Raw genomic sequence first — 17,619 nt, forward strand, 5'->3', positions numbered from 1 at the left:
TCCCAGTTTCAGAAGGGCGCATCCCCGAGTATGGTCGCCCGATGCATCACCCGCCGGTTCGGCCGGTAGTCATCCACGGCAAAATGCTGGGTCACGCGGTTGTCCCAGAACGCCACGTCATTCTCCTGCCACCGCCAGCGAATGCTGAACTCCGGCCGCGTCGCATGGGCGAACAGCAGCTTCAACAGTGCCTCGCTTTCCAGTTCGCTCAGCTCATTGATGCGCGTGGTGAACCCCTCATTGACGAACAATGCCTTGCGCCCGCTCACCGGATGCGTGCGCACCACCGGGTGCGACAGCGGCGGGTTGTTGCGCCGGGTTGCTTCCCAGCGCGCCAGGTCTTCCGGCGTGGTACCAAAGCGCTCCAGCGGGAACGACTTGGTGAAGTCATGGGTAGCGGTCAGCCCGTCGAGCAGCTCGCGCAGCGGCGCCGACAAGGCTTCGAAGGCAGCGATGCCGCTGGCCCACAGGGTGTCGCCGCCATAGGCCGGCAACTGCTTGGCGCTGAGCACCGCGCCCAGGGCCGGGGTCGGCAGGAAGGTCACGTCGGTGTGCCACACGGCGTTGTCGCGCACATCGGTAACCGCCGTATCGAGGATCAGCACCTGCGGGGTTTCCGGCACGTTGGGGTAGATCGGGTGGATGTGCAGGTCGCCGAAGCGGGCGGCAAAACGTGCCTGCTGCTGCGGGTTGATCGGCTGGTCGCGGAAGAACAGCACCTGGTGTTGCAGCAGCGCCTGCTCGATGGCGTCACGTTCTTCGACGGTGATATCGCGGCTGATGTCCACGCCACTGATCTGGGCGCCAAGCGCCGGGCTGAGGGGGGTGATGGTCAGGCTCATGTCGGTCTCTTCAATCAGGCGCCAGGCTGCTGGCGTGGTCAACAGGATTCAGTGGCTCTGCCCGTGCCAAGGCACCAGTTTGCGTTGCAGGGCACGCAGGCTCATTTCCAGGGCGAAGGCGATCAGCGCGATCAGCAGGATCCCCAGCACCACCACATCGGTAACCAGGAATTGCGCCGCCGACTGCACCATGAAGCCCAGGCCGCTGGTGGCGGCGATCAGCTCGGCGGCCACCAGGGTCGACCAGCCAACCCCCAGGCCAATGCGGATGCCGGTGAGGATGTCGGGCAGGGCGCTGGGCAGGATCACGTGGCGGATCAGCTGGGCCTTGGTCGCGCCCAGCGACTGCGCGGCACGCAGCTTGGCCGGGTCGACCGTGCGCACGCCGGTGGCGGTGGCAATGGCGATGGGGGCGAAGATTGCCAGGTAGATCAGCAGCACCTTGGACAGCTCGCCGATGCCGCACCAGATGACGATCAGCGGCAGGTAGGCCAGCGGCGGGATCGGCCGGTAGAACTCGATCAGCGGATCGAGAATGCCGCGGGCCACGCGGTTGTAGCCGATGGCGATACCCACCGGGATGGCGGTGAGGGTGGCGGCAAGCAGGGCCACGCCGATGCGCCCCAGGCTGGCACCCAGGTGCTGCCACAGGCTGGCATCCATGTAGCCTTGGGTCAGCAGGGCCCCGGCCTTGGCCAGGATGTCGGCGGGCGAGGGCAGGAACAGCGGCTCGATCCAGCCGGCCGCGGTCACCAGCCACCAGGCCAACAGCAGGCTGGCCAGGGTCAGTGTGCTGATCCAGCGGGTAGGCAGGGGGCGGCGCAGCTTGGTGGCTGACCGGGGTTGGGTGTTGCGTTTGCCGGTGACCGGCAGGTCCAGGCTGCTCATGCGCGCTCCTGCAGGCTTTGACGTTGGGAGAACACCCGCGCCAGTACGTGCTCGCGGGTTTCGATGAAGGCCGGGTCGGACTTGATCGCCCGCGCCGGTTCACCGGCTGCGTAGCGTTGGCCGAAGTCCAGTTGCAGGCGTTCCACCACGCGCCCCGGGTTGGGCGCCAGCAGCACCAGCTCGCTGGCGAGGAACACTGCTTCTTCGATGTCGTGGGTAATCAGGAACACCGGCTTGGCAGTGCGTTGCCATACCTGCAGCAACAGCTCCTGCATCTGCTCGCGGGTGAAGGCATCCAGTGCGCCGAACGGCTCGTCCATCAGCAACACCCGTGGGTCGGCTGCCAACGCCCGGGCCAGGCCCACGCGCTGCTTCTGGCCACCGGACAATTGCCAGATACGCCGCTCGCCAAAGCCGTCGAGGTCGACCAGGGCCAGCATTTCGCGGGCTTTGGCTTCACGCTCGGCGCGTGGCACGCCGGCCAGTTCCAGGCCGAAGGCGACGTTGCCCAGCACGTTCTGCCAAGGCAGCAGCGCATCGTCCTGGAACACTACGCCGCGCTCGGCGCCGGGGCCCTGGACGGGCACGCCGTCCAGGGTGATGCGCCCGCCGCTGGGGGCGACGAAGCCGGCGATCAGGTTGAGCAGCGAGGTCTTGCCGCTGCCGGAAGGCCCCAGGGCCACCAGTAGTTGGCGTGGCCCCAGGCTCAGGTTGATGTCGGCCAGTACCGGGGTTTCGGCACCGGGGTACTGTGCGCTGATGCGCTCCAGTTCGAGCAAGGCCATGGCAGGCTCCGGTCGGTTTTCTACAGGCTTAGTTGGGGAGGTACTGGGCGCTGACGTACGGGGAGTAGTCCGGCAGCACCGCGTCGACCTTGCCTTGCTGCTTTAGGAAGGTGGCCGTGTCGGTCAGCGCCTGGGTGGTCGGTGCGCCCAGTGCATTGGCCTGGTCGGCAGCCAGCGGGTAGACGTTGCCCTGCAGCAGCACCGGGATGTCAGCAGGCTTGGCGCCAGACAGTTTGGCCAGCTTGCTCACGTTGTCGGGGTTGGCCAGCCAGGTTTGCGGGTTCTTGCGGTAGTCGGCGTAGGCGTCGAGGGTGACCTTGGCAAAGGCCTTGACCACGTCGGGGTGCTTGGCGGCAAAGTCCTTGCGCACGATCCATGCGTCGAAGGTCGGTGCGCCTTTCTCGGCCAGCTCGCCGGAGGTGATCAACACCTTGCCGTTTTCCTTGGCCACGCCCAGGGCCGGGTCCCAGACGTAGGTGGCGTCGATGTCGCCGCGCTTCCAGGCGGCAATGATCGCCGGCGGCGCCAGGTTGAGGATCTGCACCTTGGACGGGTCGATGTTCCAGCTCTTCAGCGCGGCCAGCAGGCTGTAGTGGCCGGTGGAGACGAACGGCACGGCGACTTTCTTGCCGACCAGGTCCTGCGGCGTCTTGATGCTGTCGCGGGCGACCAGTGCTTCACCGGCGCCAATCTGCGTGGCGATCAGGAAGGTCTCGACCGGCAGCTTGCGGGTGGCTGCTGCGGCAAGCGGGCTGGAGCCCAGGTAGCCGATCTGTACATCGCCGCTGGCTACGGCGGTGATTACGTCGGCACCGTTGTCGAATTTGCGCCAGTCGATGCTGGCCTTGCTGGCTTTTTCGTAGTTGCCATCGACCTGCGCCACCTTGGCCGGGTCGACGGTGGTCTGGTAGGCCACGGTCAGGTTTGCAGCCTGGGCCAACCAGCTGGCGCTGGCGAGGGTCAGGGCGGCGAACAGGCGCAGCGGAGCGTGCGGGATCATGGTGAACCTCTCGTCAGGCAATCGATGTGATGGATGGCGAGAAGGCTAAATGATCTAAGAAAAGTAAAATAAATAACTTTTTTGCATTAGCTTAGGAGCCAATTGTTTGAAATCACCGCCTGCCTTTACGCGATCCCTGTAGGAGCGGCCTTGTGTCGCGATGGGCCGCAAAGCGGCCCCGGCAATTTATGCGGCGTTGGCTGAGATTTTGGGGGCTGCTTCGCACCCCATCGCGACACAAGGCCGCTCCTACAGGGGGGGCGCATTAGCAGGGAGGGCTGGTGATTTCGCTCAATGGCGAAATCCGAGAGTGCTGCTAGGCTTTTTCGTCCCGATAGAACGATACGGAATTAGGTTATGAGCAAACGTTTGCAAATAACCAGCAGTTATGAAAAGCGACCTGCTGCTAACGAATCGCAGTAACAGTTCCTAACATATTCCTTAAAAATCTTACCAATTCATAAAACGGTCATTTTGGATTTATAGGATTGTCATTATCCTGTAGCGCAGGTGGCGTCTTAGACCAAAGTCGCGAAATGTTTAGAAACGATTGACTAAACGGTCACGCTTTGGGACTAAATCGCCAATCCACGGTGAGCGGGGCAGCAGATCCCACCGCCAGAGATACACAAGAATTAGAACGTAGAGGAGCAAAACATGTACAAGTCCAGCCTGGCACTGGCCGTGGCACTGGGGGTTCTCGCCCAACAAGCAGGCGCTGCCGGTTTCGTTGAAGACAGCAAACTGTCGCTCAGCTCGCGCACCATGTACTTCAACGATGACAACCGCGAAGGTGGTGCTGACAACCGTGAGTCGGGTCAGGGCTTCAAGCTCGACTACCTTTCCGGTTTCACCGAGGGCACCGTAGGCTTCGGCGTTGATGTACAAGCTCTGTGGGGTATCCACCTCGACGGCGGTCGCGGCAAGCACCCGAATAGCAGCACCTTCTTCCCGAGCGACACCGATGGTTCCGCCGTGAGCCAGTGGGCTCGTATTGGTGGTAACGCCAAGGCTCGTTTCTCCAAAACCGAGGCCCACTTCGGTAGCGCCCTGGCGCCGAACCTGCCGATTCTGGTCTCCAACGATGGTCGTTTGCTGCCGCAAACCTTCGAAGGCGGCACCATCCAGTCGAAAGAAATCGACAACTTGACCATCAACGCCGGTCAGCTGACCCACGCTATGGGGCGTGCTTCGAGCAACCGTACTGGCCTGTCGGTCAACGGTGCTACTGCCGACAGCAACAAGTTCATCTACGGTGGCCTGGACTACAAGCTCACCCCTGACCTGACGCTGCAGTACTACTACTCGAATCTGAAAGACTTCTACAAGCAGCACTTCCTGGGTGCTACCCACATCTTCAAGATTTCCGATGACCAATCGTTCAAGACTGATCTGCGATACTTCGACAGCAGTAGCGATGGCAAGAACGGGCCTGGCGAATACAGCTTCAACAACAACGGCGGCTATCGCAAGAACAATGGCGAGGTCGACAACAAGACCTGGTCTGCCATGTTTACCTACAGCTTGGGTGGCCATGCCTTGATGCTGGGTCATCAGCAAGTTAGCGATGACGGTGGTTTCGTCTGGTTGAACCAAGGTTCGGTGACCGATGGCAATGGCCGACCAGAAGGTGCAGGTGGCGCGAGCTTCTACTTGTTCACCGATAGTATGATCAACCAGTTCGCCCGTGCTGGTACCAACACCACCTTCGGCCAGTACAGCTATGACTTCGCCCGCGTTGGCGTGCCTGGCCTGAAGGCTTCGGTCGCCTACCTGCGCGGTACCGATATCCGTAACTTCTCCGGTAACGGTACTTACCACGAGTGGGAACGTGACGCTCGTATCGACTATGTGATCCAGGAAGGCACCCTCAAGGGCCTGGGCGCTAGCCTGCGTCACGGTGTCTACCGTGGTGAGGGTGAAGCGCCAGTCGACAAAGATCAGACTCGCTTCATCGTGAACTACACTTACAACTTCATGTAAGCCGTAGCTGAACAAGAAGCCTCGCCTAGTGCGAGGCTTTTTTGTGTCTGCAATTTCGTATGCCGAATGGTTATAAATAAATCAGTATTTATTCTTTTTATTTTTAATCGAATGCAGGCACATTGAACCCACACGGTAGATAACCCAGCACAGGAGCCGCAGCCCATGAGCCTAAAACTCGGCGATATCGCCCCCGATTTCGAACAGGATTCCAGCGAAGGCAAGATCCGCTTCCACGAGTGGCTGGGCAACAGCTGGGGGGTGTTGTTCTCTCACCCGGCCGATTTCACCCCGGTGTGCACCACCGAACTGGGCCTTACCGCCAAGCTGAAGGACGATTTCGCCAAACGCGGGGTCAAGGCCATCGCCCTGTCGGTGGACCCGGTCGATTCGCACCACCGCTGGATCGATGACATCAACGAAACCCAGAACACCGTGGTCAACTTCCCGATCATTGCCGACGCCGACCGCAAGGTGTCCGACCTGTACGACCTGATCCACCCGAACGCCAGCGACACCCTGACCGTGCGCTCGCTGTTCGTCATCGATCCGAACAAGAAGGTGCGCCTGACCATCACCTACCCGGCCAGTACCGGGCGCAACTTCAACGAAATCTTGCGGGTGATCGACTCGCTGCAGCTGACCGACAACCACAAGGTCGCCACGCCAGGTAACTGGCAGGACGGTGACGACGTGGTGATCGTGCCCTCGCTGAAGGACGAGGAAGAGATCAAGCAGCGCTTCCCCAAAGGTTACCGGGCGGTCAAACCCTATCTGCGGCTGACCCCGCAGCCCAATCGTTAAAGGATTCCTCGTTGCATTGCTCTTAGCCAAAGCAGGGATATTCGGGCCGTTTCGACGGCCCTTTTTTATGCCTGCTGAAACTGCGTGGGCTTCTTCGCGGGTAAACCCGCTCCCACAGGGATAGCGCAAGTCTTAGGCCTTGTGCGGTCCCTGTGGGAGCGGGTTTACCCGCGAAAGGGCCAAAACAGGAGATTGATAAAAATGGAATAAACAAATGAAAAAATATGATTTCTAGATATATGCGGCGACTGTTAATGTCACCTCCAACAGAACACAAGGAAGCGCTGCAATGCTGGTCGTCTCAATCGGTGGTAGCCCCAGTACCCGTTCACGCTCCGGCGTGCTGCTGGAGCGTTCTCGCCAGTGGCTGCAGGACCGTGGCGTCGAAGTAGTGACGTTCCAGGTACGTGACTTTCCCGCCGAAGACCTGCTGCACGCCCGATTCGGCAGCCCGCAGGTGCAGCACTTCCAGCAGCTGGTGGCCCAGGCCGATGGCCTGATCGTCGCCACGCCGGTGTACAAGGCCTCGTTCGCCGGTGCCCTGAAAACCTTGCTCGACCTGCTGCCCGAACGCGCCCTGGCACACAAGATCGTGTTGCCGATCGCCACCGGCGGCAGCATCGCCCACATGCTGGCGGTGGATTACGCACTGAAACCCGTGCTGTCGGCACTCAAGGCGCAAGAGACCCTGCAAGGGATCTTCGCCGACGACAGCCAGGTCGCCTACGCAGAAGGCTCCAGGCCCGCGCAGCTGGTAGCGGCGCTGGAAGAACGCCTGCAGGACGCGCTGGAAACCTTCCACGTTGCACTGGCCCGTCGGCCGCGCCCCGTGGCCCCCGGCGTATTGAACGAACGCCTGATCAGTGCTCGCTGGAGCATCTGACCGGCCCAACCCGCTTTACCACCTTACTCGCCCGACAACGAGGCAAGCAGGTGCAACCCGAACCCACTCGCACAGGAGAGCGCCATGCGCACAGTCTTCTTGCGTCGCGGTCTGGTCGCCCTGTTTGCGGCGGCTGTGTCCTTCGGCGCCATCACCCAAGCCCAGGCCGAGAGCCTGCGTATCGGTTACCAGAAATACGGCACCCTTGTGCTGCTCAAGGCCAAGGGCACGCTGGAAAAGCGCCTGGCCGAGCAGGGCGTGCAGGTGCAATGGACCGAGTTCCCCGGCGGCCCGCAGCTGCTTGAGGGGCTGAACGTCGGCTCCATCGATTTTGGCGTCACCGGTGAAACCCCGCCGGTGTTCGCCCAGGCCGCCGGTGCCGACCTGCTGTACGTCGCCTACGAGCCGCCAGCGCCGCACAGCGAGGCGATCCTGGTGCCGAAGGGCTCGCCGATCCAGTCGGTCAAAGACCTCAAGGGCAAGAAAGTCGCCCTCAACAAAGGCTCCAACGTTCACTACCTGCTGGTTCGCGCCCTGGAAGACGCCGGCCTGAAATACAGCGACATCCAGCCGGTGTACCTGCCTCCGGCCGACGCCCGCGCCGCCTTCGAACGCGGCAGCGTGGACGCCTGGGTGATCTGGGACCCGTACCAGGCTGCCGCCGAGAAACAGCTGCAGGCTCATACCCTGCGTGACGGCAAGGGCCTGGTCGACAACCATCAGTTCTACCTGGCCACCCGCAACTACGCGACCCAGCACCCGGCGGTGATCAACACCCTGATCGAAGAAGTGCGTGCCGTAGGTCAATGGTCCCAGGCCAACCCGCAGGAAGTGACCGACCAGGTCGCGCCGCTGCTCGGCCTGCCTGCCGACATCACCCTGACCTCGGTCAAGCGCCAAGGCTACGGTGCCGCGCCGCTCACCCCGGAAGTGGTGGCCGCGCAACAGAAGATCGCCGACACGTTCCAGGCACTGAAGCTGATTCCCAAGCCGCTGAGCATCAAGGACGTGATCTGGACACCCCCGGCCAAGGTCGCCAGTGCGCCTTGATTGATTTGCCTGCGCCGGGGCGCCGCCCTGGCTGAGCCCCCTTGAGGAGACAACTCCAATGAGCCTTAACATCTTCTGGTTCCTTCCTACCCACGGTGACGGCAAGTACCTGGGCACCTCCGATGGCGCGCGCGCCGTCGACCATGGCTACCTGCAGCAGATCGCCCAGGCGGCCGACCGGCTCGGCTTTGGTGGCGTGCTGATACCTACCGGGCGCTCCTGCGAGGACTCCTGGCTGGTCGCGGCATCGCTGATCCCGGTGACCCAGCGCCTGAAGTTCCTGGTCGCCCTGCGCCCCGGGATCATTTCGCCGACCGTGGCGGCACGCCAGGCAGCAACCCTTGATCGCCTGTCCAACGGCCGCGCGCTGTTCAACCTGGTGACCGGTGGCGACCCGGACGAGTTGGCCGGTGACGGCCTGCACCTGAACCATCAGGAACGTTATGAAGCCTCTGTAGAGTTCACCCGTATCTGGCGCAAGGTGCTGGAAGGCGAGGTGGTCGACTACGACGGCAAGCACATCCAGGTGAAGGGCGCCAAGCTGCTCTACCCGCCGATCCAGCAACCACGCCCGCCACTGTATTTCGGCGGTTCCTCGGAAGCTGCGCAGGACCTGGCCGCCGAGCAGGTCGAGCTGTACCTGACCTGGGGCGAGCCGCCGAGTGCGGTCGCTGAAAAAATTGCCCAGGTGCGTGAGAAAGCCGCCGCCCAGGGCCGCGAAGTGCGCTTCGGTATCCGCCTGCACGTGATCGTGCGGGAAACCAACGAAGAAGCCTGGGCCGCTGCCGACAAGCTGATCTCGCACCTGGACGACGACACCATCGCTCGCGCCCAGGCCTCGCTGGCGCGCTTCGACTCGGTCGGCCAGCAACGCATGGCCGCCCTGCACAACGGCAACCGTGACAAGCTGGAAGTCAGCCCCAACCTGTGGGCCGGTGTCGGTCTGGTGCGTGGTGGTGCCGGTACCGCGCTGGTGGGGGATGGCCCGACCGTCGCGGCGCGGGTCAAGGAATATGCCGAGCTGGGCATCGATACCTTCATCTTCTCCGGCTACCCGCACCTGGAAGAGTCGTACCGGGTGGCCGAGCTGCTGTTCCCGCACCTGGATGTGCAACGCCCGGAGCAAGCCAAGACCGGTGGTTATGTGAGCCCGTTTGGCGAAATGGTGGCCAACGACATCCTGCCCAAGTCCGTTGCGCAGAGCTGAGGGCCAGGCCATGAGTCGTGCAACTTCCAACAACCTTGGCCAGCGCCTGGCGCCATGGGCGCTGCCGGTACTGCTGCTGGCTGCCTGGCAGCTGGCGGTCAGCGCCGGCTGGCTGTCAACGCGCATCCTGCCGGCGCCCAGCGCCGTGGTCAGCGCCGGCGTCGAGCTGGTGCGCAGCGGCGAGATCTGGACCCACCTGGCCATCAGTGGCTGGCGTGCCGGGCTGGGCTTCGTCATCGGTGGCAGCATCGGCCTGGTGCTGGGCTTCATCACCGGCCTGTCGAACTGGGGCGAACGCCTGCTCGACAGCTCGGTGCAGATGATCCGCAACGTGCCGCACTTGGCGCTGATCCCGCTGGTGATCCTGTGGTTCGGTATCGACGAGTCGGCAAAGATCTTCCTGGTCGCGCTGGGCACGCTGTTCCCGATCTACCTGAACACCTACCACGGCATCCGCAACGTCGACCCGGCGCTGGTGGAGATGGCGCGCAGCTATGGTTTGTCCGGCTTCAGCCTGTTCCGCCAGGTGATCCTGCCCGGGGCATTGCCTTCGATCCTGGTCGGCGTGCGCTTTGCCCTGGGCTTCATGTGGCTGACCCTGATCGTTGCCGAAACCATTTCGGCCAATGCCGGCATCGGTTACCTGGCGATGAACGCCCGTGAGTTCCTGCAGACCGACGTGGTGGTGCTGGCCATCGTCCTGTATGCCGTGCTCGGCAAGCTTGCCGACCTCGCCGCCCGCGGCCTGGAGCGTGTGTGGCTGCGCTGGCACCCGGGCTATCAAGTGGCGAAGAAGGAGGGCGCATGACCGTACTCAAAGAACAGCCGCCACGCCTGCTGCGTGGCATCCCGCTGGCTTCCAGCGGCCTGCGCAAGACCTTTGGCCAGCGCGAGGTACTAAAGGGCATCGAGTTGCATATTCCTGCCGGCCAGTTCGTCGCCATCGTCGGCCGTAGTGGCTGCGGCAAGAGCACCTTGCTGCGCCTGCTGGCCGGTCTCGACCAGCCCACTGCAGGCCAGTTGCTGGCCGGTGCCGCGCCGTTGGAGCAGGCCCGTGAAGAAACCCGCCTGATGTTCCAGGACGCGCGCCTGCTGCCATGGAAGAAAGTGATCGACAACGTTGGCCTGGGCCTGTCCGGCGACTGGCGCCCGCGTGCGCTGGAAGCGTTGGAGTCGGTTGGCCTGGCCGATCGCGCCAATGAATGGCCGGCGGCTCTGTCGGGCGGCCAGAAGCAGCGCGTGGCCCTGGCCCGGGCGCTGATTCACCAGCCGCGCCTGCTGCTGCTGGACGAACCGCTCGGTGCGCTGGATGCATTGACCCGTATCGAGATGCAGCAACTGATCGAACGCCTGTGGCGTCAGCACGGCTTCACCGTGTTGCTGGTTACCCACGATGTCAGCGAGGCAGTCGCCGTGGCTGACCGGGTGATCCTGATCGAGGACGGCGAGGTCGGGCTCGACCTCACTGTCGACCTGGCACGGCCTCGGGCGCGTGGTTCGCACCGCCTGGCCGCGCTGGAAAGCGAAGTGCTCAACCGTGTTCTGTCGGCTCCGGGCGCTGCGCCCGAGCCGGATCCTGTAGCCCCTTTGCCCACGCAACTGCGTTGGGCGCACTGACTCACTTACCAGACTGAAGCCATAGAGAAGGAATCAAATCATGACCATCAAAGCCATCAACGTTCGCAACCAGTTCAAAGGCACCGTGAAGGAAATCCTGGAAGGCCCGGTACTGTCGGAAATCGACGTGCAGACCGCCTCGGGCATCGTCACTTCGGTCATCACCACCCGCTCTGTGCGTGAGCTGGAGCTGCAGGTGGGCAGTGAGGTGATTGCCTTCGTGAAGTCGACTGAAGTGTCCATCGCCAAGCTGTGATGGGTGTGGGCCATGGGGCTGCTTTGCAGCCCTTCGCGGGCACGCCCGCTCCCACAGGTACTGCGCAGGTTTCAGGTTTTGCGCGGACCCTGTGGGAGCGGGCGTGCCCGCGAAGGGCCGCACAGCGGCCCCAATGATCTCAGCTGGAACGCTTGGCCAGAAATGGCGGCAGATACAACCCCAGATACGCCTCGAACACTCGCTTGCCTTCCTCGGCCATGCGCGGGGTGATCGCCTCATGCAGCTGCACCGACCGTGCATACACCCGGTCACTCAACTCCATGGCCAGGGCAAACACATCCACATCCGCCGGCATCACAGGCAGATGAAAGTGCTGGTCGAACAACTTGTGCATCAAGTCGCCCAGTTCCATGTCGTGCTGCCGGTCGGCCTGCACCACTTCGCTCAGGCCATGCTGGGCCAGGATCAGTTGCCGCGCCGCGGCGTCCTCGTTGTAGATATCCAGCATGCGCTGCTCGATCAGCCGTGACAGTTCGTGCCAGGTGTTGAACGCACTGCTGTCGATCGGCGCGCTCAGCGCTTCACGGAAGGCCCGGTGTACATCGGCCGTCAACGCCTCCAGCAGCGCCGGCACGCTGGCGAAGAAGTGGTACACCGACGACGGTGGAATCTGCGCGCGCTCGGCCACGCTGTAGATCGACAGGCTCGCCACCCCCAGCTCGGCCAGCAACTCGCGTGCAGCCGCCAGGATCGCCTCGATCCTGGCCTGGCTGCTGGCGCGCGGCTTGCGCGGGGTGGCAGTGCGGGTCATCAGTTGCTGATCGCCAGGATGCTGGCCTGGTAGGCGCCGACGAACAGGTCGAAGTCGCCGACTTCCTGCTGTTCCAGGCGCGACTGCTCGGCCAGCGAGTCGCGGGCGAGGGTTTCGAAGGCCTGCTGGCGCTCGACCGGCAGTGGCTGCTCGCGGAAGGTTTCGGCGTGGATGCGGCTCTGGCGCAGGGAGAACTTGACGAAGCTTTCGTCATGCTCGGTCATGCGCGCCAGTACCTGGGCCGACGGGGTCAGCGAGGCGTCGTCGACCTTGGCCTGCTGGGCATCCAGGGCCTTGCCGTGTTCTGCACCGCCTTGCGCCTGGTCGAGCAGCTCGGCCAGTGGCCGAATACGCTCGATCAGCTCGCTGGCCCAGGCCTTCAGGCCGATCGGCTGGCCATTGCGGTGCAGTTCCAGGCCCGGGCGCCGGCCTTCCTTGACCACGGTCAGGAAGTTGTTGGTGCACTGGCCGCATTCGCCGTTGTCCAGTTGCGGGCTGTCTTCCAGCGCGCAGAACAGCAGGAACGCGTCGAGGAAGCGCGCCTCGGTCAGGTCGATGCCCACCGGCAGGAACGGGTTGATGTCCAGGCAACGCACTTCCACGTACTGCACGCCGCGCGAGGTCAGGGCCTGGATCGGCCGCTCGCCGGTGTAGGTGACGCGCTTGGGGCGAATGTTCGAGTAGTACTCGTTTTCGATCTGCAGGATGTTGGTGTTCAGTTGTACCCACTCGCCATCCACGTGCGTGCCGACTTCGACGTAAGGCGGGTAGGGCGTGCCCACCGCCTTGCGCAGGCTGTCGGTGTAGCTGGCCAGGTTGTTGTAGCACGGCGTGAGGCCGGCCTGGGCGTTGCTCTGGTAGCCCAGGTCGCTCATGCGCAGGCTGGTGGCGTAGGGCAGGTACAGGGTTTCGGCGTCCAGCTCTTCGAGCTGGTGCGGGCGGCCACGCAGGAAGCCTTTGTCCAGGGCCGGCGAGGCGCCGAACAGGTACATCAGCAGCCAGCTGTAGCGGCGGAAATTGCGGATCAGCGCGATATAGGCCGACGACTGGTAGTCGCGGTCGCTCTCGCTGCCGCCTTCTGCGGCGCGCAGCAACGGCCACAGCGCTTCGGGCAGCGAGAAGTTGTAATGGATACCGGCGATGCACTGCATGGTGCGGCCGTAGCGCAGGGCCAGGCCCTTGCGGTAGACGTGCTTGAGCTTGCCGATGTTCGAGCTGCCGTACTCGGCGATCGGGATGTCCTCCTCGGCCGGCAGCGTGCAGGGCATCGACGGGCTCCACAGGTATTCGTCGCCCAGCTTGCTGTAGACGAAACGGTGGGTCTCTTCGAGGCTTTCCAGCACCTTGGCCGGGTCGGGAAGGGCCGGGGTGATGAACTCCAGCAGCGACTCGGAATAATCGGTGGTGATCTGCTCGTTGGTCAGCGCCGATCCCAAGGCTTGCGGATGCGGGGTCTGGGCCAGGCGACCTTCGTCGGTCACGCGCAGGCATTCGCGCTCAATACCGTGCAGGCACTGCTTGAGCAGGGGGAGATTGGCGCCGAGCAGGCTCAGGCGGCGGTTGAGGAGGTCGCTCAAGATGTATTCCTTCACGCGTCAGTCGCCCCAATATGGGGGTAGAAAAGACGGTCTACAAGGGTAGTGGGAAAAGGAACTGGCGTTGTCGCCTGGTTTACGCGGTTCCGGCATTGCGCAGCGCCGACTTCGGGGGCCGCTTCGCAGCCCATCGCCGGCAAGCCGGGCTCCCACAGGTAAACCACGATATTCAGGCTTGTGGATTACCTGTGGGAGCCCGGCTTGCCGGCGATGGGGCGCGAAGCGGCCCCCGGCTGTTGCCGAAAATACCGCAGATACTGCTTGGTGAGCTAGAGAACCGCGAAGGTTCCTTGCGCTTTCGCCACCAGCTTGTCGCCCTGAACTACGTCGGCGTCGACCACCAGGGTGCGCCGCCCGGCGTGCAGCACACGGGCGGTGCACAGCACCTCGCCGTCACTGACGGCGCGCATGTAGTTGATCTTGCACTCGATGGTGACGCTTTGCTGGTCGAAGCCATGGCTGGCCGAGCAGGCCAGGCCCATGGCAATGTCCACCAGGCTGAAGATCGCCCCGCCGTGCAGCTTCTGGCCGCGGTTGCGCAAGTGTGGCTCGAGCGCCAGGGCTACCTCGGCAACACCTGTCTCCAGGCGTTGCAGGCGGCACCCGAGGAGCTGGCTGAAGGCGCTTTCGACGTATTCGCGTGGAACGTCCATCACTTCTTCTTCAGCTGCTTGGCGTTGGCGAACAGGGCGGCCATGGCGTTGTTGGCCGGTGCCGCAGTGGCGGTTTCGCGCTGACGCGGCGCCTGCTGCTGGCGGTTGCCGCCATTGCCACGGTTACCACCGCGGTTGCCGTCTACCTTCTCGCCCGGGGTGTCGCTCATGCGCATGGACAGGCCGACGCGTTTGCGCGGGATGTCCACTTCCATGACCTTGACCTTGACCACGTCGCCGGCCTTGACCGCTTCACGTGGGTCCTTGATGAACTTCTCCGACAGCGCCGAGATGTGCACCAGGCCGTCCTGGTGCACGCCGATGTCGACGAAGGCACCGAAGTTGGTGACGTTGGTCACCACGCCTTCGAGGATCATGCCCGGTTCCAGGTCCTTGAGGTCCTCGACGCCGTCCTGGAAGGTGGCGGTCTTGAACTCGGGGCGTGGGTCGCGGCCAGGCTTGTCCAGTTCCTGCAGGATGTCGGTGACGGTCGGCAGGCCGAAGGTTTCATCGGTGAATTTCTTCGGGTCCAGGCGCTTGAGGAAGCTGCTGTCACCGATCAGCGAGCGGATGTCGCGGTCGGTGTCGGCGGCAATGCGCTGTACCAGCGGGTAGGCCTCGGGGTGAACCGCGGAGGCGTCCAGCGGGTTGTCGCCGTTCATCACGCGCAGGAAGCCGGCGGCCTGTTCGAAGGTTTTCTCACCCAGGCGGCTGACCTTTTTCAGCGCAGCACGAGTGGCGAACGGGCCGTTGGCATCGCGATGGGCGACGATGTTCTGCGCCAAGGTGGCGTTGAGGCCGGAGATGCGCGTCAGCAGCGCCACCGAGGCGGTGTTGACGTCCACGCCCACGGCGTTCACGCAGTCCTCGACCACAGCGTCCAGGCCGCGCGCCAGTTTCAGCTGGGACACGTCGTGCTGATACTGGCCGACACCGATGGATTTCGGGTCGATCTTCACCAGCTCGGCCAGCGGGTCCTGCAGGCGGCGGGCAATCGACACGGCGCCACGGATCGACACGTCCAGGTCCGGGAATTCGCGGGCGGCCAGTTCCGATGCGGAATACACCGAAGCGCCGGCCTCGGAGACCATGATCTTGGTGATCTTCAGCGCCGGGTACTTCTTGACCAGCTCCGCCACCAGCTTGTCGCTTTCGCGGCTGGCGGTGCCGTTGCCGATGGCGATCAGCTCCACGGAGTGCTTGGCGCACAGTGCAGCCATGATCGAAATGGTGCGGTCCCAGTCGTTCTTCGGCGCGTGCGGGTAGACCGTGGTGTGGTCCAGCAGCTTGCCGGTGGCATCGACCACGGCGATCTTGCAACCGGTGCGCAGGCCCGGGTCGAAGCCCAGGGTGGCACGCGGGCCAGCCGGGGCGGCCAGCAGCAGGTCGTGCAGGTTGTGGGCGAACACATTGATCGCCTCGCCTTCGGCGTTGTCGCGCAGCTCGCCGAACAGGTCGGTTTCCAGGTGGGTGTAGAGCTTGACCTTCCAGGTCCAGCGCACCACTTCGCCCAGCCACTTGTCGGCCGGGCGGTTGCGGTTCTCGATGCCGACGTGGTTGCCGATCATCAGTTCGCACGGGTGCAGGGTGCCGGGCAGTTCTTCGCCGACTTTCAGCGAGGCGCTCAGCACACCTTCGTTACGCCCGCGGAAAATTGCCAGGGCGCGGTGCGACGGGGCGTTGCGCAGCAGTTCGTCATGGGCGAAGTAGTCGCGGAACTTGGCGCCTTCTTCTTCCTTGCCAGGCACGACGCGGGCGCTGAGCACCGACTCCTGCTTGAGGAAGCTGCGCAGCTTGTCGAGCAGGGCGGCGTCTTCGGCGAAGCGCTCCATGAGGATGTACTTGGCGCCTTCAAGCGCGGCCTTGACGTCGGCCACGCCCTTGTCGGCGTTGACGAAGCGTGCGGCTTCGCTTTCCGGGGCCAGGTCGGGGTTGTTGAACAGGCCGTCGGCCAGCTCGCCGAGGCCGGCTTCCAGGGCGATCTGGCCCTTGGTGCGGCGCTTCTGCTTGTACGGCAGGTACAGGTCTTCGAGGCGGGTCTTGGTATCGGCCAGCTTGATCTCACGGGCCAGTTCCGGGGTCAGCTTGCCCTGCTCCTCGATGCTGGCCAGGATGCTGGCGCGGCGCTCGTCGAGTTCGCGCAGGTAGCGCAGGCGCTCTTCCAGATGGCGCAGCTGGGTGTCGTCCAGGCTACCGGTCACTTCCTTGCGGTAGCGGGCGATGAAGGGCACGGTCGAGCCTTCGTCCAACAGGCCCACGGCCGCCTCGACCTGCTGGGGGCGTACGCCCAGTTCCTCGGCGATACGGCTGTTGATGCTGTCCATGTAAACCACCTGACATTTGTGAATACGGGGGTCGCCTGTGGGCCTTTCGCCCGGCGGCGCTGGATGAAAGCCGCGCATTATACCCATCGCAAACGGCTTGCGGTGATGGCGCCCGGCCAGCCGAAACTGGCGCCGGGGGAAAAATCTGCTAACAATGCTCACGCAACGTGCAGCAATGGCTACGCCATAATGCGCGGCGATATCAGAGGAGTTATTCATGACCGGCACGCCAAACACCGCTGAAGGTGACAAGATTCTCATCGTCGACGACGACCCGGGGCTGAGCAGCCTGCTGGAACGTTTCTTCACCAGCAAGGGCTACCGTGCCCGCGCGGTGCCCAACACCGAGCAGATGGACCGCCTGCTGCAGCGTGAGGTGTTCAACCTGGTGGTGCTCGACCTGATGCTGCCCGGCGAGGATGGCCTGTCGGCGTGCAAGCGCCTGCGCCAGCAGAACAACCAGATCCCGATCATCATGCTCACCGCCAAGGGCGATGAACTCAGCCGTATCAAGGGTCTGGAGCTGGGCGCCGACGACTACCTGGGCAAGCCGTTCAACCCGGACGAGCTGATGGCCCGGGTCAAGGCCGTGCTGCGTCGCCAGGCACCGAGCGTGCCGGGTGCGCCTGGTAGCGAAGACGAGTCGGTCACCTTCGGCGACTACGAGCTGTCGCTGGCCACCCGCGAACTCAAGCGTGGCGACGAAGTGCACATGCTCACCACCGGCGAGTTCGCCGTGCTCAAGGCGCTGGTGATGCACGCACGCGAGCCGCTGACCCGCGACAAGCTGATGAACCTGGCGCGTGGCCGCGAATGGGATGCGCTGGAACGCTCCATCGACGTCCAGATTTCGCGTCTGCGCCGCATGATCGAGCCGGACCCGTCCAAGCCGCGTTATATCCAGACCGTGTGGGGCGTGGGCTACGTGTTCGTGCCGGACGGAAACGCCGGTAAATGATG

17 protein-coding genes are annotated in these 17,619 nt (G+C 63.7%); 9 read left to right on the forward strand and 8 right to left on the reverse strand.

Annotation, left to right across the window (positions count from 1 at the left end; translation table 11 throughout):
* Window positions 1-8: 8 nt before the first annotated feature.
* Genes tauD through tauA form a run of 4 tightly spaced genes read right to left on the reverse strand, consistent with a single transcriptional unit; the run spans window position 9 to window position 3,515 of the window.
* On the reverse strand, window positions 9-842 hold the full coding sequence (gene tauD, locus ACGLHT_RS06485) for a taurine dioxygenase (RefSeq protein WP_075046922.1): 834 nt from the start codon (window positions 840-842) through the stop codon (window positions 9-11).
* Between the two features lie 48 nt (window positions 843-890).
* Window positions 891-1,730 carry a taurine ABC transporter permease TauC gene (tauC, locus tag ACGLHT_RS06490; protein WP_274120042.1) on the reverse strand — a complete coding sequence of 280 codons (840 nt, stop codon included), beginning with the start codon at window positions 1,728-1,730 and terminating at the stop codon, window positions 891-893.
* Entirely contained in the window at window positions 1,727-2,515 is a 789-nt protein-coding gene (gene tauB / locus ACGLHT_RS06495; protein ID WP_075044314.1) for a taurine ABC transporter ATP-binding subunit, read from the reverse strand. The genes tauC and tauB overlap by 4 nt, the downstream gene beginning before the upstream one ends.
* Before the next feature lie 28 nt (window positions 2,516-2,543).
* Window positions 2,544-3,515, reverse strand: a complete 972-nt coding sequence (gene tauA / locus ACGLHT_RS06500; protein WP_274120043.1) for a taurine ABC transporter substrate-binding protein — start codon at window positions 3,513-3,515, stop codon at window positions 2,544-2,546.
* Window positions 3,516-4,172: 657 nt separating this feature from the next.
* On the opposite strand from tauA, the gene ACGLHT_RS06505 reads away from it, so the two are divergent.
* The 8 genes from ACGLHT_RS06505 (at window position 4,173) to ACGLHT_RS06540 (ending at window position 11,315) form a co-directional block, all read left to right on the forward strand.
* Window positions 4,173-5,498: an OprD family outer membrane porin gene (locus ACGLHT_RS06505; RefSeq protein WP_274078830.1), complete on the forward strand. Its 1,326-nt coding sequence runs from the start codon at window positions 4,173-4,175 to the stop codon at window positions 5,496-5,498.
* Between the two features lie 165 nt (window positions 5,499-5,663).
* Entirely contained in the window at window positions 5,664-6,302 is a 639-nt protein-coding gene (locus ACGLHT_RS06510; RefSeq protein ID WP_013970445.1) for a peroxiredoxin, read from the forward strand.
* 289 nt (window positions 6,303-6,591) lie between these two features.
* Window positions 6,592-7,185 (forward strand): NADPH-dependent FMN reductase, encoded by a 594-nt coding sequence (ssuE, locus tag ACGLHT_RS06515; RefSeq protein WP_274120044.1) that lies wholly within the window; start codon window positions 6,592-6,594, stop codon window positions 7,183-7,185.
* An 84-nt stretch (window positions 7,186-7,269) separates the two neighbouring features.
* Window positions 7,270-8,235 carry a sulfonate ABC transporter substrate-binding protein gene (locus ACGLHT_RS06520; RefSeq protein ID WP_025337325.1) on the forward strand — a complete coding sequence of 322 codons (966 nt, stop codon included), beginning with the start codon at window positions 7,270-7,272 and terminating at the stop codon, window positions 8,233-8,235.
* A gap of 58 nt (window positions 8,236-8,293) precedes the next feature.
* A complete protein-coding gene (gene ssuD, locus ACGLHT_RS06525) occupies window positions 8,294-9,442 on the forward strand; it encodes an FMNH2-dependent alkanesulfonate monooxygenase (RefSeq protein WP_025337326.1) in 1,149 nt (382 codons plus the stop codon).
* 10 nt (window positions 9,443-9,452) lie between these two features.
* Window positions 9,453-10,250, forward strand: a complete 798-nt coding sequence (gene ssuC / locus ACGLHT_RS06530) for an aliphatic sulfonate ABC transporter permease SsuC (protein WP_274078832.1) — start codon at window positions 9,453-9,455, stop codon at window positions 10,248-10,250.
* Window positions 10,247-11,059: an aliphatic sulfonates ABC transporter ATP-binding protein gene (gene ssuB / locus ACGLHT_RS06535; protein WP_013970450.1), complete on the forward strand. Its 813-nt coding sequence runs from the start codon at window positions 10,247-10,249 to the stop codon at window positions 11,057-11,059. The genes ssuC and ssuB overlap by 4 nt, the downstream gene beginning before the upstream one ends.
* Window positions 11,060-11,099: 40 nt before the next feature.
* Entirely contained in the window at window positions 11,100-11,315 is a 216-nt protein-coding gene (locus ACGLHT_RS06540) for a molybdopterin-binding protein (RefSeq protein WP_003255829.1), read from the forward strand.
* Between the two features lie 139 nt (window positions 11,316-11,454).
* Here ACGLHT_RS06540 and ACGLHT_RS06545 read toward each other — a convergent pair whose 3' ends face one another.
* The 4 genes from ACGLHT_RS06545 to ACGLHT_RS06560 all read right to left on the reverse strand — a co-directional run bounded on the left by ACGLHT_RS06545 (window position 11,455) and on the right by ACGLHT_RS06560 (window position 16,659).
* Entirely contained in the window at window positions 11,455-12,087 is a 633-nt protein-coding gene (locus ACGLHT_RS06545; protein WP_025337328.1) for a TetR/AcrR family transcriptional regulator, read from the reverse strand.
* Window positions 12,087-13,664, reverse strand: coding sequence for a glutamate--cysteine ligase (gshA, locus tag ACGLHT_RS06550; protein ID WP_274078833.1), 1,578 nt, complete (start codon window positions 13,662-13,664; stop codon window positions 12,087-12,089). The genes ACGLHT_RS06545 and gshA overlap by 1 nt, the downstream gene beginning before the upstream one ends.
* Before the next feature lie 287 nt (window positions 13,665-13,951).
* Entirely contained in the window at window positions 13,952-14,335 is a 384-nt protein-coding gene (locus ACGLHT_RS06555; protein WP_003257433.1) for a PaaI family thioesterase, read from the reverse strand.
* Window positions 14,335-16,659, reverse strand: coding sequence for a Tex family protein (locus ACGLHT_RS06560; RefSeq protein WP_025337330.1), 2,325 nt, complete (start codon window positions 16,657-16,659; stop codon window positions 14,335-14,337). The genes ACGLHT_RS06555 and ACGLHT_RS06560 overlap by 1 nt, the downstream gene beginning before the upstream one ends.
* A gap of 217 nt (window positions 16,660-16,876) precedes the next feature.
* Between ACGLHT_RS06560 and ompR the strand changes: the two genes are divergently transcribed.
* Window positions 16,877-17,617, forward strand: coding sequence for a two-component system response regulator OmpR (gene ompR, locus ACGLHT_RS06565; RefSeq protein ID WP_012270052.1), 741 nt, complete (start codon window positions 16,877-16,879; stop codon window positions 17,615-17,617).
* Window positions 17,618-17,619: the final 2 nt, after the last annotated feature.

This window comes from Pseudomonas sp. PsB (assembly GCF_043658375.1).
Lineage (GTDB): Bacteria > Pseudomonadota > Gammaproteobacteria > Pseudomonadales > Pseudomonadaceae > Aquipseudomonas > Aquipseudomonas putida_Z.